Source organism: Micromonospora marina (genome assembly GCF_900091565.1).
Classification (GTDB): domain Bacteria; phylum Actinomycetota; class Actinomycetes; order Mycobacteriales; family Micromonosporaceae; genus Micromonospora; species Micromonospora marina.
The window spans coordinates 51,276-73,651 of record NZ_FMCV01000015.1 but is presented as its reverse complement, the minus strand read 5'-3'; the positions used below and the strand labels follow the sequence as shown (position 1 = coordinate 73,651).

The following is a 22,376-nucleotide window of genomic DNA, read 5'->3' as shown; positions in this document are numbered from 1 at the left end:
AGCCGGTTAGCGTGGGGCGGCGACAGTCGTGGATCGGCCGTCGCCTTCCGGTGCGCGGGTGCGTCACCGGCAGACCACGCTGGGGAGGGACGATGAGGCTGCCGCGCTCGGGCGCCGGCTGGACGATCGCGGTCTTCGGGCTTCTCGCGCTGCTGCTCGGCGCGCTCGGTCTGATCTGGCCGGAGGCGCAGCTCCGCCTGCTCGGCTTCGAGGTGCCGGCCGAGCGTGCTCCGGGCGACTACACCGGCACGTTCCTCACCGCGTCCTCGATGGCCTCGTTCAACATGGGGGTCTACTACCTGCTCGCCGTCGCTACGGAGTGGCGGCCGTTCTACCGGTTCACGGTCTGGTTCCGCCTTGTCACCTTCACCGTGTTCACCATCGCGGTGCTCTCCGACGTCGCCCCGGACCGGTTCTTCGCCGTGGCCGCGTGGGAAGGGCTGGGTGCCGTCGCGACGGCGGTCGGCCTGTGGTGGGACGCCCGCCGGGCGGGTGCCGCCCCCGACGACTCCGTCCCGGGGCCGGTGCCGGCCACCGACGCGGCGCGCTGACGGGTCCGGATCGTTGGGTATTTTCGAGTCGTGACCGAGACCCCGCCCGGCGCCCTGCGGCTGCCCATCGTGCCCGGTCTGACCGATCTCGAGGTGTTCGCCCGGGGCGGGTACGCCACCATCTACCGGGCCACCCAGATCTCGGTGGGGCGCGAGGTCGCGGTCAAGATCGAGAACCGCACGCTGGACAGCGAACGCGACCAGGCGCGCTTCCTGCGCGAGGCCCGTGCCGCCGGGCGGATGTCGTCGCACCCGCACGTGGTGGACCTGTTCGACGTCGGGGTCACCGTCGACCAGCATCCCTACCTCATCATGGAGCTGTGCGACGGCTCGTACGCCGAACGGATGCGCACCTCCCCGTTGGGCCCGGCGGAGACCCGCGACCTCGGCGTGAAGATCGCCGACGCGCTGGCCCACTCGCACGCGGCGGGCGTCCTGCACCGCGACGTCAAGCCGGCGAACATCCTGCACTCCGAGTTCAACCCGGCGGTCCTGGCCGACTTCGGTCTGGCGGTGCTCGCCGAGTTCCGTGACTCCTCGGTGATGCTGGAGGCGCTCACCCCGGCGTACGCGCCCCCGGAGACGTTCAACCACAGCCCGCCCACACCCGCCGTCGACGTCTACTCGCTGTGCGCCACGCTCTACGCGGTCATGTACGGCCGTCCGCCGCGCTGGCACTCGGAACGCAACCCGAGCCTGGTCACCGTGCTGGAGATGTTCCAGCAGCCGATCCCGGGCCTGCCCGGCGTGCCCGGCGAGCTGATCGACGTACTCCGGTTGGGCATGTCGAACGACCCGGGTGCCCGGCCCTCCGCGGTCGAGTTGCGTACCCTGCTCGCCGCGCTGCCGCTGGACGGCGCCCCGGCGACCGGCGGCCGGTACGACACCACCGGCGACCGGTCCCACCACACCGGCGGGCCGAATCCGCGACCGCCGGCCGACGACGACCACCCGACGGCGGCCTCGCGCGCCCGGCGCTGGCCCAGGCGCTGGTTCCTCGGCGGCGCCGGGGTGCTGGCGCTCGCCGCCTCGGCCGGGGGTGGCTGGGTGGCCGCCGGGCACACGCCGCCCGTCGCGCCGACGCCGGCGCCCAGCGGCGTGGCCGGGGCGGCGCCGGTGCCCGGCTGCGCGTCCGCCGACGTGCGGCTGCCCGCCGGTGCGCGCTGCGCGACGGAGCTGGAGTGCTTCGGCCCGGTACGCCTGCGCCGCGACCGGGCCGAGGCGAGCCGGGTGCCGTGCGACGGCCAGCACACCTGGGAGACCTACGCCGCCGGTGACCTGCCGGCCGGTCTCGCCGCGGCCCGGCACGAGACGGTGGCGGCCGACCCGGCCGTGCGGCGGGTGTGCAACGCCGACACGTTCCGGCTGATCAGCGGTGGCAGGTCGGCGAGCGGGTGGAACCTGGAGGTGCTGCCGCCGGAGGCCGAGGCCGATCGCACCTACCGTTGCCTGGCGGGCCGGGGCGTGAACGCGCTCGCCGGCCCCACGCTCACCGGTCGCTGAGCCCGTTCACGGTCCGTCCCTGCCGCACCGACCGCGGGTCGAGCGTCTCCAGCGTGTCGGCGTCCACCGCTGTCGTCGCCCGCATGCCGCGGACGACCCGCGGGTCCAGCGTCTCCAGCGTGTCCGCGTCGATCGGCTGGCCCGCCGGGGTGCGCAGGTTCCGCACCGCGCGCGGATCGATCGCCTCCAGCGTGTCGGCGTCCACGCCGTACCCCTGGTGGGGGGCCGGCCAGCTCTCGGTCTGCGGGGTGGACCCGCCGGTGCCGCCGGGCTGGCGGGCCGCGGTGACCGTCACTCCTGTGATCATGGCGAGCAGGACGCAGACCAGGGCCAGCACGACCGACAGGATGCCGGGCGGACGCCACACGGCGAGGGTCACCACCGCCGCCACCGTCGCCAGGGACGCGACGACGGCCTTCGCCCGCGCATCGGGCTTCGGGAACGATCTCACCCGACAAGCATGGCCCAGCGCGTCCACCTGTCAACCGGCGGGATGAGACGGCTTCCCGTCAGCGACGCTCCGCTTCGGAGTCGCACGTAGCGACGAAGTGGCGGGGTCGAGGTCTCCTCGACGGCACCGTTCCCCGACGGAAGGCAGCCGCATGCCCCGTTCATTCCGATCCCTGGCCGCCGTCTGCGTCGGTGACGCGCAGCCGTTCCGGGCGGACGCGACGGCTGGCCGGGCGGACGCGTCGAAGAGCGAGCTGGCCCGGGCGGGCGAGCCGAGCCGGGGCGAGCCGAAGCGGCTGCCGCCGGTGGCGCCGCCGCGTCCGGCGGTCGGCACGCTGACCGTCCGCTGACGGACCCCCGGGTACGGCGGGTGATCGGGCACCCGCCGTACCCGGGGGCCCACCCCGATCAGTAGGACTTGTCCTGACCGAGTACGTGCTGGGCGACGAAGTTGAGGATCATCTCGCGGCTGACCGGGGCGATCCGGCCCGCACGTACCGCGCCGAGCAACGTCGCCACGCCGTACTCGGTGGTCATGCCCGCCCCGCCGAGCACCTGGACGGCGGTGTCGACGGCGAGCGCGGCGGCCTCGCCCGCCGCGTACTTGGCCATGTTGCCGGAGATGCCGGCTTCCAGGTCGCGGCCCGCGTCGTAGAGCGTGGCCGCCTTGTGGATCATCAAGCGGGCCAGCTCGACCTGCACTGCCGCGTGCGCCAGCGGGTGCGAGACGCCCTGGTGCGAGCCGATCGAACGCCCGCCCCACACCTTGCGGGTGGACGTGTAGTCGCTGGCTCTCTCGATCGCGTACCGGCCGGTGCCGGCGCCCATCGCGGCCACAGTGATGCGCTCCGGGTTGAGCCCGGCGAACAGGGCGGGCAGCCCGGCGTCGAGCGACTCCCCGACGAGCGCGTCGGCGGGGAGCCGGACGTCGTCCAGGAAGAGCAGGAACTGGTTCTCCGGCGACAGGATCTCCATGTCCAGCTTGGACTTCTCCAGGCCCGGCGCGTCGGTCGGCACGATGAACAGCGCCGGCTTCAGCTTCTGCGGAGACGCGTCCCCTGAGTCGGCACTGCCGTCCTCGACGCCGACACGTGCCACCACGAGCACGTGCCCGGCCTCGTCCACGCCGGAGATGTAGATCTTCCGCCCGCTGAGCAGCCAGTCGTCGCCGTCGCGGCGAGCCACGGTGGCGAGGCGGTGGAAGTTCGAGCCCGCGTCCGGCTCGGTGATCGCGAAGACGATCTTCTGGGAGCCGTCGGCGAGACCGGGGAGGTGCTTCTTGCGCTGCTCCTCCGTGCCGTGCTTGTTGATCACGGTGGCGGCGATGGCGGGGGAGACCACCAGGAGCAGCAGCGGGCAGCCCGCCGCGGCCAGTTCCTCGCACACCAGCGCCAGCTCGGTGATGCCGCCGCCCCCGCCGCCGTACTCGGTGGGGATGTTCACGCCCAGGTAGCCCAGCCGGCCGGCCTCGTGCCACAGCTCGTCGGTGTGCCCGCCGGACCTGGCCTTCTCGACGAAGTAGGAGTGGCCGTACTTGCGGCCCAACGCCCGTACGGCGTCGCGGAGCTGGTCCTGTTCGGGGGTCAGGTCGAAGTTCACTGCGCGTCCTCCTCGGGGTCCACCACGGCAAGTACGGCACCCGTCTCGACCTGGCCGCCGGCCGGCACCGGCAGCTCCGTCACCACGCCGTCGGCGGGGGCGAGCACGGGATGTTCGAGCTTCATCGCTTCCAGCGTCAGCAGCAGGTCACCGGCGGCGACCCGCTGACCGACCTCGACGTGCACCCGGGTCACCGCGCCGGGCAGCGGCGCGAGCAGCGACCCGGCTGCCTGCTCCGCGGTGGGCAGGGGCAGGCGGGGCAGCTCGGTGAGGCTCGCCGCCCCGTCCGGGCCGTCCACGAAGACAGACGCCCCCACCCGGTGTACGCGGAAAGCCCGCCGCACCCCGTCCACGTCGAGCACCACGCGGTCCGGGGTGGCCGTCACCAGCTCGACCACCGGCAGGTCGGTGTTAACAGGGGGCCCTTCCTCTACCGAATCCGTTAAGAGGGGGCCCTTCCTTCCCCACTCGGCGAGGCCGCCGGTGCGGTCTAGGCGGTAGTGGATCTCGATCTCCTCGTCACCCGGACCGGTGAAGCGGGTGACCTGCGGGAAGGACGGCACGTTGCGCCAGCCCGACGGCAACCCCGCCAGCACCGGGGCGGCGGCCCGGCGCGCGGCGGCCCCGGACAGCGCCGCCGCCAGTGCCGTCACCGGAAGCTGATCGGCCGGCAGCAGCGGCTCGAACACCTCCGGGTGCCGGTCCAGGAAACCGGTGTCCACGTCCACGGCGGCGAACTCCGCGCTGCGCAGCACCCGGACCAGCAGGTCCCGGTTGGTGGCCACGCCGTGCAGTTCGGCGCGGGCGAGCGCACCGGCCAGGGCGCGGGCCGCCTCGGTGCGGGTGGGCGCCCAGGCGACGAGCTTCGCCAGCATCGAGTCGTAGTGCACGCTCACCGACGAGCCGTCCACCACACCGGAGTCCAGGCGCAGCCCACGGGCCGGGCCGAACTCGGCGGCCACCCCCGGGATCGCGAACCGGTGCAACGTGCCGGTGGCCGGACGGAAACCCTGGGCCGGGTCCTCGGCGCACAGCCGTACCTCGATGGCGTGGCCGTCGGCGGGCGGCGTGGTGGTGACCGGCAGCGGCTCGCCCTCGGCCACGAGCAGTTGCAGCCGGACCAGGTCCAGCCCGGTGGTCAGCTCGGTGACCGGGTGCTCCACCTGGAGGCGGGTGTTCATCTCCAGGAAGTGCACCTGCCCGTCCGGCGCGAGCAGGAACTCCACGGTTCCCGCGCCGACGTAGTCGACAGCCCGCCCGGCCGCCACCGCCGCCTCGTGCAGCGCCGCGCGCACGTCGTCGGGCAGTACACCGGGCGCCTCCTCGACGATCTTCTGGTGGCGGCGCTGGATCGAGCAGTCGCGTACCCCGAGGGCCACGACGGCGCCGTGGGTGTCGCCGAAGATCTGCACCTCGACGTGGCGGCCGCGTTCCACGTACCGCTCGATGAAGACCGTGCCGTCGCCGAACGCCGCCGCCGCCTCGCGGCGCGCACCCGCGACGGCCTCGGCCAGCCCGGCGGCGTCCCGGACGATCCGCATGCCCCGGCCACCGCCGCCCGCCGATGCCTTGACCAGCACCGGGAACGCGGTGACCTCGGCCGGGTCGGTCCAGGTGGGCAGCATCGGCACGCCCGCGTCGGCGAGCAGCGCCTTGGCGGCCATCTTGTCGCCCATCGCGGCGATGGCCTTCGCCGACGGACCCACCCAGGTCAGGCCCGCGTCGGTCACCGCCGCGGCGAACTCGGCGTTCTCGGCCAGGAACCCGTAGCCGGGGTGGACCGCGTCCGCGCCGGAGCGCCGGGCCGCGTCCAGGACGGCGTCGATGCGCAGGTACGTCTCGGCCGGCGTGTTCCCCGGCAGCCGTACGGCCTGGTCGGCGTCGGCCACGAAGGGCGCGCCGGCGTCCGCGTCGGAGTGCACGGCGACGGTGCCCACGCCGAGGGCGCGGCAGGTGGCGAAGACCCGGCGGGCGATCTCCCCCCGGTTCGCAACGAGAAGTCTGTTGATCATGCGCGCTGAGCCTGCCCTTCGTTCGCGACTGCGGGACTCCGCTTCGCTGCGTTCCTCGCGCTCACGGTTGCCCACCTTTCGTTCGCGACTGCGGGACTCCGCTTCGCTGCGTTCCTCGCGCTCACGGGTCACATCCGGAAGACGCCGAAACCATCGGCGCCCTTCACCGGTCCGTTGTGGATCGCCGACAAGCACAGCCCGAGGACGGTACGGGTGTCCCGGGGGTCGATCACCCCGTCGTCGTAGAGCCGCCCGGACAGGAACAGCGCCCCGGACTGCGACTCGATCTGCTGCTCGACCATCATCCGCATGGCGGCGTCGGTGTCCTCGTCGTACTCGCGTCCCCGGGCGGCGGCCGCCTGCCGGGCCACGATGGACAGCACGCCGGCGAGCTGCGCCGGGCCCATCACCGCCGACTTCGCGTTCGGCCAGGTGAACAGGAACCGCGGCTCGTACGCCCGGCCGCACATGCCGTAGTTGCCGGCGCCGTAGGAGGCACCCAGGTTGACGGTCAGGTGCGGCACCTTCGAGTTCGACACCGCGTTGATCATCAGGGCGCCGTGCTTGATGATGCCGCGCTGCTCGTACTCGGTGCCGACCATGTAGCCGGTGGTGTTCTGCAGGAAGACCAGCGGTGTGTCCGCCGCGTTGGCGAGTTGGATGAACTGGGTCGCCTTCTGTGCCTCCTGGCTGAACAGCACGCCCCGGGCGTTCGCCAGCACGCCGACCGGGTAGCCGTGCAGCTCACCCCAGCCGGTGACCAGCGCGGTGCCGTAGCCGGGCTTGAACTCGTCGAACGCGCTGTCGTCGAGCACCCGGGCCAGCACCTCGCGCGGGTCGAACGGCACCTTCAGGTCGGCGCTGGCGATGCCGAGCAGCTCCTCCGGGTCGTACCGGGGTGGCAGCGGGTGCGGGTTGCGGGGCGGCGGGCCGTACTTGCGCCAGTTGAGCCGGCGTACGCACTGCCGGGCCAGCCGGATCCCGTCGCGCTCGTCGGAGGCGAGGAAGTCGGCCAGGCCGGACGTGGTGGCGTGCATCGCCGCGCCGCCGAGCGACTCGTCGTCGGTGACCTCACCGGTGGCCATCTTCACCAGCGGCGGCCCGGCCAGGTAGACCTGCGAGCGGTCGCGGATCATGATGGTGAAGTCCGACATGCCCGGCACGTACGCGCCACCGGCCGTGGCGTTGCCGAAGACCACGCTCACGGTCGGGATCCCCTGCGCGGAGAGCCGGGTCAGGTCACGGAACACCCGGCCGCCGGGAATGAAGATCTCCGCCTGGGTGGGCAGGTCCGCGCCGGCCGACTCGACCAGGTTCACCATCGGCAGCCGGTTGGCCGCCGCGATCTCACCCGCCCGCCGGGTCTTCGCCAGCGACCACGGGTTGATCGCGCCGCCGCGTACCGTCGGGTCGTTCGCCACGATCAGGCACTCGACGCCCTCGACCACACCGATGCCGGTCACGGTGCTGGCGCCGACCGGGAAGTCCGTGCCGTACGCGGCCACCGACGACAGCTCCAGGAACGGGCTGTCCGGATCGAGCAGCAGTTCGATCCGTTCGCGGGGGAGCAGCTTGCCGCGACCGTGGTGCCGGGTCACGTACTTCTCGCCGCCACCGCCCCGGGCCTGGTCGAGCGCCGCCTCCAGTTCGGCGAGGCGCTCCAGCAGTGCCTCCCGGTTGGCGGTGAAGGCGGGCGCGGACGGGTCGACGGTGCTCTGCAGGACAGTCGTGCTCACAGGCCCATGCCCTTCGCGATGATCTCGTTCATGATCTCGGTGGTGCCGCCGCCGATGCCGAGCAGACGGGAGTCCCGGTAGTGCCGCTCCACCTCGGCGTCGCGCATGTAGCCGAAGCCGCCGTGCAGTTGCAGCGCCGCGTCGACCACCCAGTCGCAGGTGGCCACCGCGACGTTCTTCGCCATGGCCACCTCGGTCACCACCGGCTGCCCGGCGGCCACCCGCTCGGCGACGTCGTGCACGTACGCCCGCGCCGCGTCGGTGCGGCTGTGCATCTCGGCCAGCCGGTGCCGGACGACCTGGCGCCCGGCGAGCGGGCGGCCGAACGTGGAGCGGTCCCGGCACCACCGCACGGCCAGGTCCACGCAGCGCTGCGCGGTCGCGTACGCCTGCGTGGCGAGCGACAGCCGCTCGTTGGCGAACTGCTGCATGATGGCGAGGAAGCCGGTGTCCTCCGGGCCGACCCGGTTGCTCACCGGCACCCGGACGTCGACGAAGGACAGCTCGGCGGTGTCCGAGCAGTGCCAGCCCAGCTTCTCCAGCCGCCGCCCCACCGTGAACCCGGGCGAGCCCTTGTCGACGACCAGCAGGCTGACCGAGCCCGATCCGGGGAAGTCGGTGCAGACAGCAGTGGTGACGAAGTCGGCGCGGGCCCCGCTGGTGATGTACGTCTTGGACCCGTTGACGACGTAGTGGTCGCCGTCGCGTACCGCGCAGGTGCGGATGCCCGCCACGTCCGAGCCGCCGTCCGGCTCGGTGATCGCCAGCGCACCGATCATCGTCCCGGCGAGCGCGGGCCGGACGTACCTGTCGATCAGCCCCTCGTCCTGCGTCTCCACAATGTGCGGCAGCGCGATCCCGTGTGTGAACAGCGCGGCGACCAGCCCGGACGACCCGCCCGAGCGGATGATCTCCTCGGTGACCACGATCGAGTCGAGCAGGTCGCCGCCGCTGCCGCCGACCGACTCCGGGAAGCCGATGCCGAGCAGGCCGATCTTCGCGGCGGTCTCGTGCAGCGACCGGGGCACCTCGCCCGCCCGCTCCCAGTCGGCCAGGTGCGGCAGCACCTCACGGCTCACGAACGAGCGGGTCAGCTCGCGCAGTTGCCGGCGTTCCGGTGTGTCCACGATGGTCATTGCGGAACCTCCGCCGGAAGGTCGACCACCCGCGAGCGCAGCAGCTCGCCGAGCGCCTTGGCCTGGGGGTCGAAGCGGGTGGAGGCGGCCACACCCTGCCCGAGGAGTCCCCGGACCACGAAGTTGACGGCGCGCAGGTTCGGCAGCTCGTACCGCTCGACGGTCAGCGCCGCGGTCTCCGGCAGCAGCTCCGCCAGCCGCTCCACGGTGAGCCAGTCGCGCAGCCAGGGCCAGGTCGCGTCGGTACGGGCCCAGACGCCCAGGTTGGCGTCGCCGCCCTTGTCGCCCGACCGTGCCCCGACCAGCTCACCGAGCGCCCCGCGCCGGCTTCCGTGCAAGGAAGGGCCCCTTGTTAACGCCTCGTGTTGTATAGGGGGCCCCTGCAAACCGCTGGCCACCGTCGGCGGCGAGATCGGCACCCGCTCGCCGGAGGGCAGCACCGCGACGTGCTCGACAACGTCCTGCGCGATCGTGTCGGCGGTGAAGACCCCGTACGGCGTCGCGTCACCGGGCAGCGTGGTCAGCGTGCAGCCCGGGTAGGAGGCCAGCGCCAGTTCCACCGCCGCCGCCGAGAACGCCCGCCCGGCCCGCGACTTGTCGCCGTCGCGCAGGTGTACGTGCAGCAGCGCGCTCGCCGCCTCGGTGTCGCCGGTGTCCGGGTGGTCGGTGCGGGCCAGCGTGAACTCCAGCCCCTCCGTGCCGACCGCCTCCTCGATCTGGCTGCGGACCAGTGCCGCCTTGGCCGGGATGTCCAGCCCGCACAGCACGAACGTCATCGAGTTGCGGAAGCCGCCCAGGTTGTTGACACCCACCTTGAGCGTGTCCGGCGGCGGCGTGCCTCGCACCCCGGAGACGCGTACCCGGTCCGGGCCCTCCTGCTCCAGCCGTACCGTGTCCAGCCGGGTCACCACGTCCGGCCCGAGATAGTCCGGCCCGCCCACCTCGTACAGCAGTTGGGCGGTGACCGTCTCGACTGTCACCGCGCCGCCCGTGCCGGGGTGCTTGGTGAGCACCGAGGAGCCGTCCGCGCGCAGTTCGGCGATCGGGAAGCCGGGCCGGTGCCCGCCGTCCGGCAACTCGGTGAAGAAGCTGAAGTTGCCACCGGTGACCTGCGCGCCGCACTCGATCAGGTGACCGGCCACCGTCGCGCCGGCCAGCGCGTCGAGGTCGTCGCGGGTCCACCCGAAGCGGGCGATCGCCGGGCCGACCGCAAGCGAGGCGTCGGTTACCCGCCCGGTGACCACCACGTCCGCGCCCGCGTCCAGGCAGGCCGCGATCCCGAACGCCCCCAGGTAGGCGTTCGCGGTCAGCGCGTCCGGGCGTTGGATCGCGTCGCCCTCGACGTACCCGACCCGGACCTGGAGGCCGAGCCGGTCGGCGAGCGACCGGATCGCGTCGGCCAGCCCCGCCGGGTTCAGGCCACCCGCGTTGGTGACCAGCCTGACGCCGCGCTGCCCTGCGGTGCCGAGCACGCCCTCCATCTGGCGCAGGAACGTCTTGGCGTAACCGAGTGACGGGTCGCGCATCCGGTCCCGGCCGAGGATGAGCATGGTCAGCTCGGCCAGGTAGTCACCGGTCAGCACGTCCAACTCGCCGCCGTCGAGCATCTCCCGCCAGGCGGTGAAGCGGTCGCCGTAGAAGCCCGACGCGTTCCCGATCCGCAGCACGCTCATGAGGGAACTCCGTTCGCCGGCCCGCGCTTGCCGCCGGGCGGGCCGGCGAACGCCTGAGCCACGTCCAGCCACTCGTCGGCCACCGGCCCGGTGGCGGTCAGGGCCAGGTCCGCGCGGTGCCGGCGCTGCGTGACGAGCAGGCAGAAGTCGAGCGCCGGACCGGTCACCCGGTCGGCCGCGTCGACCGGCCCGAACTCCCACACCTCGCCGCCCGCGGGCGCGGCCAGCTCGACCCGCACCGGCGCCGTGGGCACGTCGCGGCCGTGGGCCGAGAAGCCGTGCCCGAGGGTACGGAAGCCGAGGTGCGCTATGTGCCGCAGCCGCGCGGTCGGGGTACGGCTGACGCCCAGCGCGTCGGCCACGTCCCCGCCGTGCGCCCACGTCTCCATCAGCCGGGCCGTCACCATCGAGGTGGGCGACATGCTGGTTCCGTACCAGGGGATCTTCTGCCCGGTCGGGACGGCGGTGAGCGCCCCGGCGAGCGCCGACCGGCCGGAACGCCAGCGGGCCAGCAGCGCGGGCGGGGGCGCGAGGAAGGACTCGGCGCCGTCCTCGACCAGGCGCGACGGGTCCGGCGCGGCCGTGACCGAGGCGAAGAACGCCGACTCGTCGGTGGCCGCCAGGTAGGCGACGTGGTCGGTCCAGGCCAGGTGCGCGACCTGGTGCGCGACGGTCCAGTCCGGGGCCGGTGTCGGCCGCTCCCATCCCTCCGGCGGCAGGTCCGCGACGAGCGCGTCGAGCTGTTCGGACTCGGCGGCCAGGTCCGCGAGCAGGGCTGTCAGGTCGACCATTGTGCCTCCGGGCGGGGGTGGGGCGTCAGGGATCAGTGCCGCTCGCTCTCGGGGGTGAGCAGCGCGGCGAGCTGGCGTTTCCAGGTGTGCAGCAGGGCGGCGCGACGGGGCGAGTCGTCGCTGAGCAGGTTGGCCACGCCGAGACCGCGGAGCAGGTCGAGGGTGGCCTGCACCGACTCGCGTACGCCCGGCCTGCGCTCGTCCACGCCGAGCAGCTCCACGGTGAGCCGGTGCATCTCGCGGCCGATCCGCGCCTCCAGCGGCACCAGCGCGGCGCGCAGCTCGGCGTCGGTGCGGGCGGCCACCCACAGCTCCAGCGCGGCCACGAACAGCGGGCCGGTGAAGGAGGTGGCGAGCAGGTCGACCACCCCGTCGAGCCGCTGCGGGCCGGACGGCAGGGCCGCCGCCTCGGCGCGCAGCTCGGCCGCCCGGCGTTCGGTCAGGTGCGTGACGGCGGCTGTCACCAGCGCGGTCTTGGTGGGGTAGTGGTGCAGCTGGGCGCCCCGGGAGACGCCGGCACGGGCCGCCACCACGGTCGTCGTGGTGCCGGACCAGCCGTGCTCGACCAGGCACTCGACAGTCGCCTCCAGCAGCCGGGCCTGGGTGGCACGGCTGCGCTCCTGCTGCGGAACCCGGGTCGACACGCAGACAGCGTGCCCCGCCCAAAACAAACAGTCAAGCCTGACTTTTTCTTAAGGAGGGGCCCCTTCTTAACGCCTCCGGTAGAGCAAGGGCCCCTTGTTAACGCCTCAGCGGCCGTCGCGCGGACCGAAGACCGTGAGGGCGTCGGCGTCGGAGTGGCGGGAGCGGACGTACTCGTCGGCCCAGGCCGCCGCGTCCGGGAATGTGGACCCGGCGGCGACCCGGGCGCAGGCGGCGTCCACGTCGAAGCGGGTCCGGCGCAACTGGACGCCCGGCCCGAGCAGCGCCCACCAGGCGCCGGTGCCCCCGTACGGCATGCCGACGCTGCCCGGATTCACCACCAGGCGACGGTCGACCAACCGGGTGAACGGCATGTGCGTGTGCCCGCAGACCACGGCGCCGACCTCGGCCGGCAGGCCGGCGAAGACCTCGGCCCAGCGGTCCAGCCGCGAGTCGACGAGCACGACCTCCTCGTCGTCGCGTGGAGTCGCGTGGCAGAACAACACGTCGCCGAGGCCGGTGACCGGCAGCGTGACGGACGGCGGCAGCGCCGCCAACCGGGCCACCTGGTCGTCGCGGAGCTGCCCGGCGGCCCAGTTGGAGACCTCGATCGCCGACGGCTCGCCGGCCCTTGCCTGCACCAGCTCCCGGTCGGCGTTCCCGCCGACCCAGCAGGCCCGGTCACCGAGCGCGGCCAGCCGGTCCAGCACCTCGACCGGCTGCGGGCCGGCCGCCAGGTCACCGGTGAGGACGATCAGGTCGGCGGCTGCCACGTCCGGCTCGGCCAGGACTGCTTCCAGCGCGGGCAGCACACCGTGGATGTCGGAGAGGACGGCGACGCGATCAGGCATCGTCCCAGCCTGGTGACACCGGCCCGGGCGGACAAGGCGATTCTGCGGCGGGCAGAGCCAGGTTGCTCGGAGGCGGCACCGGCCTGGCCTGCGCACGAGAGGCGGCACCGGCCCTGCGCAAGAAGGGCGGCACCGGCCTGGCCCGCGCACGAGAGGCGGCACCGGCCTGCGCCGAAGACGGCATCGGCCCGGTTCCGCGCGGCGGCGGGCCGGGCCGGGAAGCCGGTGCGGGAAGTCAGACCCGCGCGCGGCGGGCCAGGCGCTCCGGGTCGAGGATGATGATGCTCTTGCCGTCCAGCCGCAGCCAGCCGCGCGAGGCGAAGTCGGCCAGCGCCTTGTTGACGGTCTCCCGGGAGGCGCCGACGAGCTGCGCGATCTCCTCCTGGGTGAGGTCGTGCGTCACGCGCAGTACGCCACCGTCGCGGGTGCCGAACCGGCCGGCCATCTGGAGCAGGTTCTTGGCGACCCGGCCCGGCACGTCCGTGAAGATCAGGTCGGCGAGCGAGTCGTTGGTCCGGCGAAGCCGGCGGGCGAGCACCCGCAGCAGCTGCTCGGCGATCTCGGGCCGGTTGTTCAGCCACGGCCGCAGCGCCTGCTTGCGCAGCCGGACCAGGCGGGTGTCGGTGACCGCCGTGGCCGTCGCGGTACGCGGGCCGGGGTCGAACAGCGACAGCTCACCGACCATGTCCGACGGGCCCATCACGGCGATCAGGTTCTGCCGGCCGTCCGCCGCGCGGCGACCCACCTTGATCTTGCCGGACAGGAGGATGTAGAGACTGTCGCCGGGCTCGCCCTCGTTGAACACGATCTCGCCCTTGCGGACCTCGATCGTCTCCATCTCCTTGGCGAGCGCCTCGGCAGCCTCCGGGTCGACACCCTGGAAGATCCCGCTGCGGGCCAGTACCTCGTCCATCGCGCACCTCCGCCTGCGCGTGCCGTCCGTCGGCCGGGTCCGCCGTCCGCTGATCCCTCGCGCGCCGCCAGTCTAGGCGCACATGAGCAGTAATCAGAGGTGCACCCCTGGAATCTTGATCGTTGGGCGTAACCTGCCCGACCTGGAGAGCAGCTAAGATCCCGCCTCCGGCCCGGGCCGGCGCCACCCGTTCCCACCTGTGATCGTAGGGTGACCGGCGTGCTGTGCGAGCCGTTCCTGACCAGCCGGTCCGAATCCGGGTGGAACATCCCGCTGCTGGCCTGGCGGGCCGAGGCGCCGCTGCTGGCGGTCGGCTCCGCGCCGCTGGGCGGGGGGATCGGCGTCCGCCGTTGGGTGCTCAACGCGACGGTCCCCATGTCGTACGACCGGGACGACCCCGCCGCGCACCTGGCCGAGCTGGCGCACGGCCTCGACCTGGACGGCCCCGGGGTCGGACTGCTGACCGGCGTGGACGTGAGCGAGGTGGTCCGCCGCACCGACGGCGGCGTCCGGGTCTGGGCGACCGTCGGTCTGGGCACGCCGGTGTGGGCCGCCGCCGTGCCCGAGCCGGCCCGGCCCGCGCAGCGCGTCGGCACCGTCAACATCGTCGCGTACGTGCCGGTGCGGCTCGGTGACGCCGCCCTGGTAAATGCCGTGGCCACCGCCACCGAGGCGAAGGCGCAGGCGATCTGGGAACTCGGACTGCCGGCCACCGGCACCCCCACCGACGCGGTGACGGTGCTCTGCCCGGCCGACGGTGATCCGGCGCCGTACGGCGGTCCCCGGTCGGCCTGGGGTGCACCGCTGGCCCGGGCCGTGCACGCCGCCGTCCGCTCCGGCGGTGCCGGGACCGTCGTGCCCTGGTCCGACCGGCGGGCGGGCTGACGTGCGCCCGGCATACCCGGCGCGCCGGGTTTTCCGACCGATCGGCCCTCGTCGCGGCGTTCCGGGGACGGTAGCGTCGCCGACGATGTACGCTCCCGCCCGTTCTGTGCCCCGTACCCTCCGCGCCGCCGTCGCCGGACCGCCCGCCGCCGCTCCCGGCCCGCCTCGCGCGGTGCTCGGCCGGCGCCTGGCCGCGTTCGCCGCACTCGTCGCCGTCCTGTTCGTCGCCGGTTGCGGCGGGGACACCGGCGGCTCCGGCGGCGACCCCAGATGGCAGGCGGGACAGGGCGGCGGATCGACCGGCTCGGCCGGGCCCGAGACGGGTGACCAGCCGGCGGCGCCGGACGCGTCGAAGGAACCGTCGATCTCGCTCGCCGCGACCGGCGACGTGATCATGGGTAACGCGCCGAACCGGCTGCCAGCCAACGGCGGCAAGGGCTTCTTCGACGACGTGAAGTCGGCGCTCAAGGGCGACCTGGTCATGGGCAACCTGGAGGAGCCGCTCACCGACGACACCGGAGCCGGCAAGTGCGGCCCGGAGCCGAAGAACTGCTACCAGTTCCGCGCGCCGCCCGACTACGCCGCGCACCTGCGCTCGGCCGGATTCCAGCTGCTCAACCAGGCCAACAACCACGGCTACGACTACGGCCGCCAGGGCTACGAGAACACCCAGTCGGCGCTGGAGGCGCACGGGCTCAAGCACACCGGTGCGCCGGGCGAGATCACCGTGGTGGACGTCAAGGGCATCAAGGTCGCCGTGGTGGGCTTCTCGTCGTACCCGTGGTCCAACAGCCTGGTCGACCTGAACGCCGCCAAGCAGGTGATCGAGATGGCCAAGGAGGCGGCCCAGATCGTGGTGGTGCAGGTGCACATGGGCGCCGAGGGGTCGGACAAGACCCGGGTGAAGCCGGGCACCGAGATGTTCTTCGGCGAGAACCGCGGTGACCCGATCCGCTTCTCCCGCACCGTCATCGACGCCGGCGCCGACCTGGTGATCGGGCACGGTCCGCACGTGCTGCGCGGGATGGAGTTCTACAAGGGGCGGCTGATCGCGTACAGCCTGGGCAACTTCGCCGGCGGCGGGAAGTCGCTGAACAGCTCGGGCCGGCTCGGCTGGGGCGGCGTGCTCAAGGTGTCGCTCACCGCGGACGGGACGTTCGTCGGCGGCACGTTCACCTCCACCGTGATGAACGGCGTGGGCCGGCCGTCGGTGGACCGGCAGAACCGCGGCCTCGGACTGGTCCGCGACCTGAACCGGTCCGACTTCCCGGACACCGGCGCGAAGCTCGACGGGACCGGCAGGATCACCGCACCGGCGGGTGGCTGAGCGCGCCCCGACCGCGCCGAGCCGCCAGAGCGTCGGCCCCGCGACGTAGGCTGGCCGACGTGACCACGCGCTCCCCCGAGACCGACCTCGGCCGTACGCGCCGCGCCCGGCGCATCGGCCGCGTGCTGACCGAGACGCACCCCGACGCGCACTGTGAACTCGACCACTCCAGTGCGCTGGAGCTCGCGGTGGCGACGATCCTGTCCGCCCAGTGCACCGACAAGAAGGTCAACGAGGTCACGCCGAAGCTGTTCGCCCGCTACCGCACCGCTGCCGACTACGCCGCGGCGGACCGCGTCGAGCTGGAGGAGCTGATCCGGCCCACCGGGTTCTACCGCAACAAGACCAGCTCCCTGATCAACCTCGGGCGGGCGCTCTGCGAGCGGTACGACGGCGAGGTGCCCGGCCGGCTCGACGACCTGGTGACCCTGCCGGGGATCGGCCGCAAGACCGCGAACGTCATCCTCGGCAACGCCTTCGGCGTCCCCGGCATCACCGTCGACACCCACTTCCAGCGGCTGGTGCACCGGTGGCAGCTCACCACCGAGACCGACCCGGTGAAGATCGAGCACGCGATCGGCGCGCTCTACCCGAAGCGCGACTGGACGATGTTGTCGCACCGGGTCATCTTCCACGGCCGCCGGGTCTGCCACGCCCGCAAGCCCGCCTGCGGCGCGTGCACGCTGGCGAAGCTGTGCCCCGCGTACGGCACCGGGCCGACCGAGCCGGCCGCCGCGGCCAGGCTGCTCAAGGGCCCCCGGGCCCGTGACCTGGCGGTCGCCGTGGGCCTCGACCCCGACCTGGTGCCGCAGCAGGCGGCCGCGGCGGACGTGCCGTGATGCGCCGGCTCGCGTACCTTCTCGTCCCGCTGCTGCTGGCGGCGGCGGGCTGCACCGCCATCGCCGAGGAGCCGGGGCGTCCCGCGTCCGCGACCCGGGCCGAGCGCCCCTCGCCGTTCGCCGACTGCGCCCCGCTGACCGTCGCGCCCGCCGCCGCGTCCCCGACGTCCCCCGGAAAGGCCGTGTCCCCGACGCTTGCAGGGAAGGCCGGGGAGCAGCTCCCCGATCTGACGCTCAACTGCTTCACCGGCGGTACGCCGGTGAACCTGCGCGACGTCAAGGGCCCGGCGGTGATCAACGTGTGGGCGTCCTGGTGCCCGCCGTGCCGCAAGGAGCTGCCCGCGTTCCAGCGGCTCAGCGACCGCGCCGACGGCCGGTTCCAGGTGATCGGCGTGAACAGCCGGGACAGCCGCGGCGGCGCGCAGTCCATCGGCGAGGACTTCGGCGTCGACTTCCCGATGCTGCTCGACCAGGGCGACGCGTTCCAGCGCGCGCTCGAACGCAACGCGTTCCCGCTCACCGTGCTGGTCGACGCCGACGGCCGGATCCGGCACACCGACGCGACCGGCGCGCTCGACGACGCCCGCCTCGCCGCGCTGGTCGAACGCCACCTCGGGGTGCGGGTATGACCCGACGGCCGCCGCTGTGGTTCGACCCGCTGCTGGGCCGGCTCGGCACCGCGCGGGCGGAGGACTTCACCCGCATCGTCACGCCGGCCAGCGGCGGCCGGGAGAGCGCCGTTCTGGTGCTGCTGGGCGAGGAGCCCGGCGCCGGGCCGGACGTGCTCGTCCTCCAGCGCGCCGCGACGCTGCGCAACCACGCCGGGCAGCCGGCCTTCCCGGGTGGCGCGGCCGACCCGGAGGACGCCGACGTCCGTGCCACCGCGCTGCGCGAGGCGAACGAGGAGGTCGGCCTCGACCCGGGCAGCGTCACGGTGCTGGCCGAGCTGCCCCGGCTCTGGATCCCGGTCAGCGACTTCGTGGTCACCCCGGTGCTCGCCTGGTGGCACGACCCGCACCCGGTGCACCCGCGCGAGCCGGCCGAGGTCGCGCACGTGGCCCGGCTGCCGGTCACCGAGCTGGTCGACCCGGACAACCGCATGCGGGTACGCCACCCGAGCGGCTGGATCGGCCCGGCCTTCTCGGTGCGCGGGATGCTCGTCTGGGGCTTCACCGCAGGCGTGATCGACCGGGTGCTGGAGATGGGCGGCTGGTCCCGGCCCTGGCCGCACTCGCGCGTGGTGGACCTGCCTCCGGTCGGCGCCACGCCCGCTCCGTCGGCGGGCACCGAACCGGCCGACGAGAGCCCGGTGCGGTGATCACCCGCACGCATCCCCGGGTCACGTTCCGCGAGCGCTGAGCCGACCGCGGGCCCGGTGCCCGTACCCTTGGGGCGTGTCCGCCGTGGATCTCGTCCTCCTTCTGCTCATGCTCGTGTTCGCGATCAGCGGATACCGTCAGGGCTTCGTCATCGGGGCCCTGTCGTTCTCCGGCTTCTTCCTGGGCGCCCTGCTCGGCCTCCAGGTCGGGCCGCTGATCGCGCAGCAGTTCGCCACGAGCGGCACACGCGTACTGATCTCGCTGGTGGCGATCTTCGGGCTCGCGGTGCTGGGGCAGGCACTCGCCGGGTGGCTCGGCTCGAACCTGCGGGCCGCGATCACCGGGCCGGCCGGTCGCAAGATCGACGACGTCGGTGGTGCGTTCATCTCGGTCGTCGCGGTCATGCTCGTGGCGTGGCTGGTGGCAGTGCCGCTCGGCTCCTCCTCGGTGCCGTGGCTGGCCTCCTCCGTCCGCAACAGCGCGCTGCTCACCGTCGTCGACCAGGTGCTGCCGGACAAGGCGCAGGACCTGTCCACCGCGCTGCGCGACACGGTCGACACCAACGGCTTCCCGGATGTGTTCGGCGACCTCGCGCCGACCCGGGCCCGGCAGGTCGCGCCGCCCGACCCGGCGCTTGCCAACTCCCAGGTGGTGCAGAACAGCAGCCGGTCGGTGGTGAAGGTGCTGGGCTCCGCGCCGAGCTGCTCGCGCCGCATCGAGGGCTCCGGCTTCGTGTACGCCGACGACCGGGTGATGACCAACGCGCACGTGGTGGCCGGCACCCGCTCGGTGGCTGTGGAACTGCGCGGGGAGCGGTACGACGGCGAGGTCGTCGTCTACGACCCGGACCGCGATCTGGCGGTGCTCCACGTACCCGGGCTGCCCGGACCGTCGCTGCGCTTCGCCGCCGGACCGGCCGCCACCGGTGCCGACGCGATCGTGCTCGGTTTCCCGCTCGACGGCCCGTACGACGCCCGCCCGGCCCGGATCCGGGACGTCGACCGGATCACCGGCCCGGACATCTACTCGGCCGGTGACGTCAACCGGGAGATCTACACGATCCGGGCGCTGGTGCGCAGCGGCAACTCCGGCGGCCCGCTGGTCTCCTCGAACGGCCTGGTGCTCGGCGTGATCTTCGCGGCGGCGGCCGACGACCCGAACACCGGTTTCGCCGTGACCGCCGCCGAGGCGCGACCGGTGGCGCTGGCGGGCGCGGAGCGTACCCGGGGAGTGGCCACCGGCGACTGCACCTGAGCCGGCCGGCGGTGCTCAACCACCCGCCGGTGCTCCCGCCGGTGTCGCCTCGTCGTCGGAGCGGGACAGCGGCAGCCGGGCGCGGCCCCAGCTCAGCGTGCGGTCGAGTACCGCCCGCGCCATGATCGCCACGCAGGTTCCGCCGTTGAGGAACGAGGCGACCACGTCGCTGGGGTGGTGCATGCCCCGGTACATCCGGGTGAGCGCCACGCCGACCGGCACCAGCACCAGCAGGGCCCACCAGCCGACCTTGGCCGGTGTGCTGCGCGCCCGCAGCGCCAGCAGCACCGCGAGGCCGACGTAGAGCGCGGTGGCCGCCGAGGTGTGCCCGGACGGGAAGCTGGACGTGGGCGGGGAGGCGTCCATGTGCGCGACGGCCGGGCGGGTCCGGTCGACGGCCATCGTGGTGAACAGGAAGATCAGCGCCTGCGCGGTCACCGCCGCGCACAGGAACAGCGGTTCCCGCCAGCGGTGCAGCACCAGCCGCAGCACCAGCGCCGCCAGCACCGTCACCACGACGATCATCTGGGTGCTGGCGAGCGTGCTGAAGACCAGCGAGACGTCGTTCCACCCCGGCGTCCGGTCGCCGGCCAGCTCACGGTTGACCGTGTCCTCCACGGTGAACGGCCAGGTGCGGGACAGCACCCGGGTCACCAGCAGGCCCAAGCCGACCATCAGCGCGAAGAGCAGGGCCAGCGGCAGCAGGACGCGCCGGGTGACTCGGATCACGATATCGGACATGGGCTCGCCTGTACCCCGGCGCGGGTCCGGCTACGCCCGGCCGCCCTCCGGCCGCTGGTCGGCCAGCTCCGGCTCGACCCCCTCGCGGAGCGGGTGGGCGGACGGCCGCCCGGATCCGCTGCGCCAGGTGGTGAAGGCGGCCGAGGTCGAGGCCACCACCGCCACCCCGAGCACCCAGCCGCCCACCACGTCGCTGGTCCAGTGCACACCCAGCGCGATCCGGCTGAGCCCGGTCACCACTGTGACCAGCAGGGCTGCGGTCCACAGCGCGACCCGGGCCCGGCCGCTGTACCGCACGAACGGCAGGAACACCAGCAGCAGCACACCCGCCGCCAGCGTGGCGTTGAGCGCGTGACCGGACGGGAAGGAGTAGCCGGCGGCCCGGGCGACCGGGTCGAGCAGGTCCGGCCGGTCCCGGCCGACGAGCAGCTTGAGCAGCGCGCCGAGCAGACCACCGGCGACCATTGTCACCACCACCCAGACCGCGAGCCGGGGCGCCCCGCGCCGGACCAGCCAGACCACCACCACGACCGCTGCCACCCGCAGCGGGCCGGGCCCGCACACGTGCGTCCAGACCGTCATCAGGCCGACCCAGGCGGGGTGGTCCCGCGCGTACCCGTGGAACGAGCCCGCGATCGAGGCGTCCAGCCGCAGCAGGGGCGGCCAGGCGCCGAGCACCAGCAGCGCGAGCAGGGTGAACGGCACCAGCACCAGGAACGCCGCGACGACGGTCAGGGTGAGCCGCAGGCCCAGCGAGCGCTCCGGGTCGAGGCGGCGGCTCCGCCACGACCGGTGCGCGACGGTCGCGCCGGTGCTGGTGTCCATGGGGCTTCCCCTACCCACCGAAGGGCAGGATCAGGCGGTTCAGCGGCGGGTCTGCCGGAACCGGCGAACCATCAACGCGGTGCCGGTGACGAGCGCGACGAACAGGGCCAGGCCGGTCCAGAGCCGCTCCGGGGCGGAGGCGTCCGCCTGCCCGGCCGGCCGGGCGGTCCAGCCGTCCGAGGTACGCCCGACCGGGTCACCGCCCCGGCCCGCCGCGGCAGCCCGGGTGTCCCGCCCGTCTCCGGGCGCCGGGCCGAACCCCACCACGCCGGGAGAGGCGTTGTCGTCGAGCGGGTTGTGGCCCACCGCCGGCACGTCGCCGGTGAGCGCGGCCACCGGGTCGACCAGGCCGTAGCCGAACCGGTCGTCCCGGCCGGTCGGCCCGAGGTCCCGGGCGGTGGTGATCAGCCGGTTGACCACGTCGCCGGCCGGCATCTTCGGATAACGCGCGCGGACCAGGGCGGCCGTCGCGGCGACGAGCGGCGCGGCGAAGCTCGTCCCCTGCACCCGCCAGTAGCCGTGCGGGCGGGCGCCGTAGAGGCCGGTGGCCGGAGCGCTGAGCACTGTCTCGTGACCCGTGATCGAGCCGGACCAGAGATTCTCGCTCGTCCGCTCCAGCCCGGCGACCGCCAGCACGCCCGGCTCGCGGGCCGGGTACCAAACCTCGGTGGTCGTCGAGGTGGCCAGGTTGCCGGTGCAGGCGACCACCACCACGTCCCGGGCGAACGCGTAGTCGAGCGCCGCGGCCAGGGCCGGGTTGTCGCTGCTGCCGCCGAGCGACAGGTTGACCACGCGGGCGCCGTTGTCGACCGCCCAGCGCACCGCCTTCGCGATGATCAGCGCGTCGTCGTAGCGGTTCTCGGCGTCGAGGACCCGCACCGGAAGGATCTTGGCGTCCGGTGCGAGCCCCACCACGCCCCGGTCGTCGTCGGCCCGCCCCGCGATCAGCCCGGCCACAGTGGTGCCGTGCCCCACCGGGTCCGGGTCGTCCGAGCCGTCCGGCGTCACCAGATCCAGGCCGGGCAGCACCTGGCCGGCCAGGTCGGGGTGGGTGCCGTCGACACCGGAGTCGATCACCGCGACCACCACGCCGCGCCCGGTCGAGGTGCGCCACGCGGTCTTCGCCCGCAACTCCTCCAGTTGCCACTGCTCGTCGCGTACCTGACCGGTGCGCGGCAGGCCGTCGGGGGCCAACCAGGGGCGCGCCACTGTGGCCGGAGCGGCGGGCGCGGCATGGGCCGGCGGCGCCAGCGGACCGGCGACGGCGGCCATGGCCGACACGGCGGCGAGCAGCGCGCGTCCGGCGCGACGCCGGGGCGGCCCACCGGG

22 protein-coding genes are annotated in these 22,376 nt (G+C 73.7%); 9 read left to right on the top strand and 13 right to left on the bottom strand.

Features of this window, described 5'->3' with window-relative positions:
* Positions 1–92: 92 nt before the first annotated feature.
* Both GA0070215_RS18220 and GA0070215_RS18215 read left to right on the top strand, forming a co-directional pair.
* The gene (locus tag GA0070215_RS18220) at positions 93–551 is read left to right on the top strand and encodes a hypothetical protein (protein ID WP_018786575.1); all 459 of its coding nucleotides are present in this window, start codon (positions 93–95) and stop codon (positions 549–551) included.
* Between the two features lie 30 nt (positions 552–581).
* Positions 582–2,054 (top strand): serine/threonine-protein kinase, encoded by a 1,473-nt coding sequence (locus tag GA0070215_RS18215; RefSeq protein ID WP_091047774.1) that lies wholly within the window; start codon positions 582–584, stop codon positions 2,052–2,054.
* Here the strand turns inward: GA0070215_RS18215 and GA0070215_RS18210 are convergent.
* Positions 2,041–2,505 (bottom strand): hypothetical protein, encoded by a 465-nt coding sequence (locus GA0070215_RS18210; RefSeq protein ID WP_018786577.1) that lies wholly within the window; start codon positions 2,503–2,505, stop codon positions 2,041–2,043. The two genes, GA0070215_RS18215 and GA0070215_RS18210, sit on opposite strands and share 14 nt — an antisense overlap.
* A 151-nt stretch (positions 2,506–2,656) precedes the next feature.
* On the opposite strand from GA0070215_RS18210, the gene GA0070215_RS18205 reads away from it, so the two are divergent.
* Positions 2,657–2,854, top strand: a complete 198-nt coding sequence (locus GA0070215_RS18205; protein WP_091047770.1) for a hypothetical protein — start codon at positions 2,657–2,659, stop codon at positions 2,852–2,854.
* 58 nt (positions 2,855–2,912) lie between these two features.
* On the opposite strand, the gene GA0070215_RS18200 is transcribed toward GA0070215_RS18205, so the two are convergent.
* The 9 genes from GA0070215_RS18200 to GA0070215_RS18160 form a co-directional block, all read right to left on the bottom strand.
* Positions 2,913–4,103, bottom strand: coding sequence for an acyl-CoA dehydrogenase family protein (locus GA0070215_RS18200; protein WP_091047766.1), 1,191 nt, complete (start codon positions 4,101–4,103; stop codon positions 2,913–2,915).
* Positions 4,100–6,115 carry an ATP-binding protein gene (locus GA0070215_RS18195; protein ID WP_091047762.1) on the bottom strand — a complete coding sequence of 672 codons (2,016 nt, stop codon included), beginning with the start codon at positions 6,113–6,115 and terminating at the stop codon, positions 4,100–4,102. The genes GA0070215_RS18200 and GA0070215_RS18195 overlap by 4 nt, the downstream gene beginning before the upstream one ends.
* Before the next feature lie 128 nt (positions 6,116–6,243).
* Positions 6,244–7,851 carry an acyl-CoA carboxylase subunit beta gene (locus tag GA0070215_RS18190; RefSeq protein ID WP_091047758.1) on the bottom strand — a complete coding sequence of 536 codons (1,608 nt, stop codon included), beginning with the start codon at positions 7,849–7,851 and terminating at the stop codon, positions 6,244–6,246.
* Positions 7,848–8,987 carry an acyl-CoA dehydrogenase family protein gene (locus GA0070215_RS18185; protein ID WP_091047755.1) on the bottom strand — a complete coding sequence of 380 codons (1,140 nt, stop codon included), beginning with the start codon at positions 8,985–8,987 and terminating at the stop codon, positions 7,848–7,850. The genes GA0070215_RS18190 and GA0070215_RS18185 overlap by 4 nt, the downstream gene beginning before the upstream one ends.
* Positions 8,984–10,660, bottom strand: a complete 1,677-nt coding sequence (locus tag GA0070215_RS18180) for an acyclic terpene utilization AtuA family protein (protein WP_091047752.1) — start codon at positions 10,658–10,660, stop codon at positions 8,984–8,986. The genes GA0070215_RS18185 and GA0070215_RS18180 overlap by 4 nt, the downstream gene beginning before the upstream one ends.
* Entirely contained in the window at positions 10,657–11,451 is a 795-nt protein-coding gene (locus GA0070215_RS18175) for a TIGR03084 family metal-binding protein (RefSeq protein WP_091047748.1), read from the bottom strand. Before GA0070215_RS18175 ends, GA0070215_RS18180 begins: the two co-directional genes overlap by 4 nt.
* Before the next feature lie 32 nt (positions 11,452–11,483).
* The gene (locus GA0070215_RS18170) at positions 11,484–12,095 is read right to left on the bottom strand and encodes a TetR/AcrR family transcriptional regulator (RefSeq protein WP_091047746.1); all 612 of its coding nucleotides are present in this window, start codon (positions 12,093–12,095) and stop codon (positions 11,484–11,486) included.
* Positions 12,096–12,200: 105 nt separating this feature from the next.
* The gene (locus tag GA0070215_RS18165) at positions 12,201–12,944 is read right to left on the bottom strand and encodes a metallophosphoesterase family protein (RefSeq protein ID WP_091047742.1); all 744 of its coding nucleotides are present in this window, start codon (positions 12,942–12,944) and stop codon (positions 12,201–12,203) included.
* 235 nt (positions 12,945–13,179) lie between these two features.
* Positions 13,180–13,857, bottom strand: coding sequence for a Crp/Fnr family transcriptional regulator (locus tag GA0070215_RS18160; protein ID WP_007466162.1), 678 nt, complete (start codon positions 13,855–13,857; stop codon positions 13,180–13,182).
* 219 nt (positions 13,858–14,076) lie between these two features.
* Between GA0070215_RS18160 and GA0070215_RS18155 the strand changes: the two genes are divergently transcribed.
* The 6 genes from GA0070215_RS18155 (at position 14,077) to GA0070215_RS18130 (ending at position 19,481) form a co-directional block, all read left to right on the top strand.
* Complete coding sequence (locus GA0070215_RS18155; protein ID WP_091047912.1) at positions 14,077–14,742, top strand: adenosylcobinamide amidohydrolase; 666 nt, start codon at positions 14,077–14,079, stop codon at positions 14,740–14,742.
* Between the two features lie 172 nt (positions 14,743–14,914).
* Complete coding sequence (locus tag GA0070215_RS18150) at positions 14,915–16,069, top strand: CapA family protein (protein WP_091047908.1); 1,155 nt, start codon at positions 14,915–14,917, stop codon at positions 16,067–16,069.
* Positions 16,070–16,128: 59 nt separating this feature from the next.
* On the top strand, positions 16,129–16,908 hold the full coding sequence (gene nth / locus GA0070215_RS18145) for an endonuclease III (RefSeq protein ID WP_018786589.1): 780 nt from the start codon (positions 16,129–16,131) through the stop codon (positions 16,906–16,908).
* A complete protein-coding gene (locus GA0070215_RS18140; protein WP_091047738.1) occupies positions 16,908–17,537 on the top strand; it encodes a TlpA family protein disulfide reductase in 630 nt (209 codons plus the stop codon). Before nth ends, GA0070215_RS18140 begins: the two co-directional genes overlap by 1 nt.
* Entirely contained in the window at positions 17,534–18,226 is a 693-nt protein-coding gene (locus GA0070215_RS18135; protein ID WP_018786591.1) for an NUDIX hydrolase, read from the top strand. The genes GA0070215_RS18140 and GA0070215_RS18135 overlap by 4 nt, the downstream gene beginning before the upstream one ends.
* A 76-nt stretch (positions 18,227–18,302) precedes the next feature.
* Complete coding sequence (locus tag GA0070215_RS18130; RefSeq protein WP_018786592.1) at positions 18,303–19,481, top strand: MarP family serine protease; 1,179 nt, start codon at positions 18,303–18,305, stop codon at positions 19,479–19,481.
* A gap of 15 nt (positions 19,482–19,496) precedes the next feature.
* On the opposite strand, the gene GA0070215_RS18125 is transcribed toward GA0070215_RS18130, so the two are convergent.
* From GA0070215_RS18125 to mycP, 3 genes are read right to left on the bottom strand one after another with little or no spacing between them, the layout of a single operon-like run.
* A complete protein-coding gene (locus GA0070215_RS18125; protein ID WP_026268176.1) occupies positions 19,497–20,222 on the bottom strand; it encodes a phosphatase PAP2 family protein in 726 nt (241 codons plus the stop codon).
* A 30-nt stretch (positions 20,223–20,252) separates the two neighbouring features.
* Complete coding sequence (locus GA0070215_RS18120; protein ID WP_091047736.1) at positions 20,253–21,047, bottom strand: phosphatase PAP2 family protein; 795 nt, start codon at positions 21,045–21,047, stop codon at positions 20,253–20,255.
* A gap of 39 nt (positions 21,048–21,086) precedes the next feature.
* A complete protein-coding gene (gene mycP / locus GA0070215_RS18115) occupies positions 21,087–22,319 on the bottom strand; it encodes a type VII secretion-associated serine protease mycosin (protein ID WP_377469396.1) in 1,233 nt (410 codons plus the stop codon).
* Between the last annotated feature and the right edge of the window lie 57 nt (positions 22,320–22,376).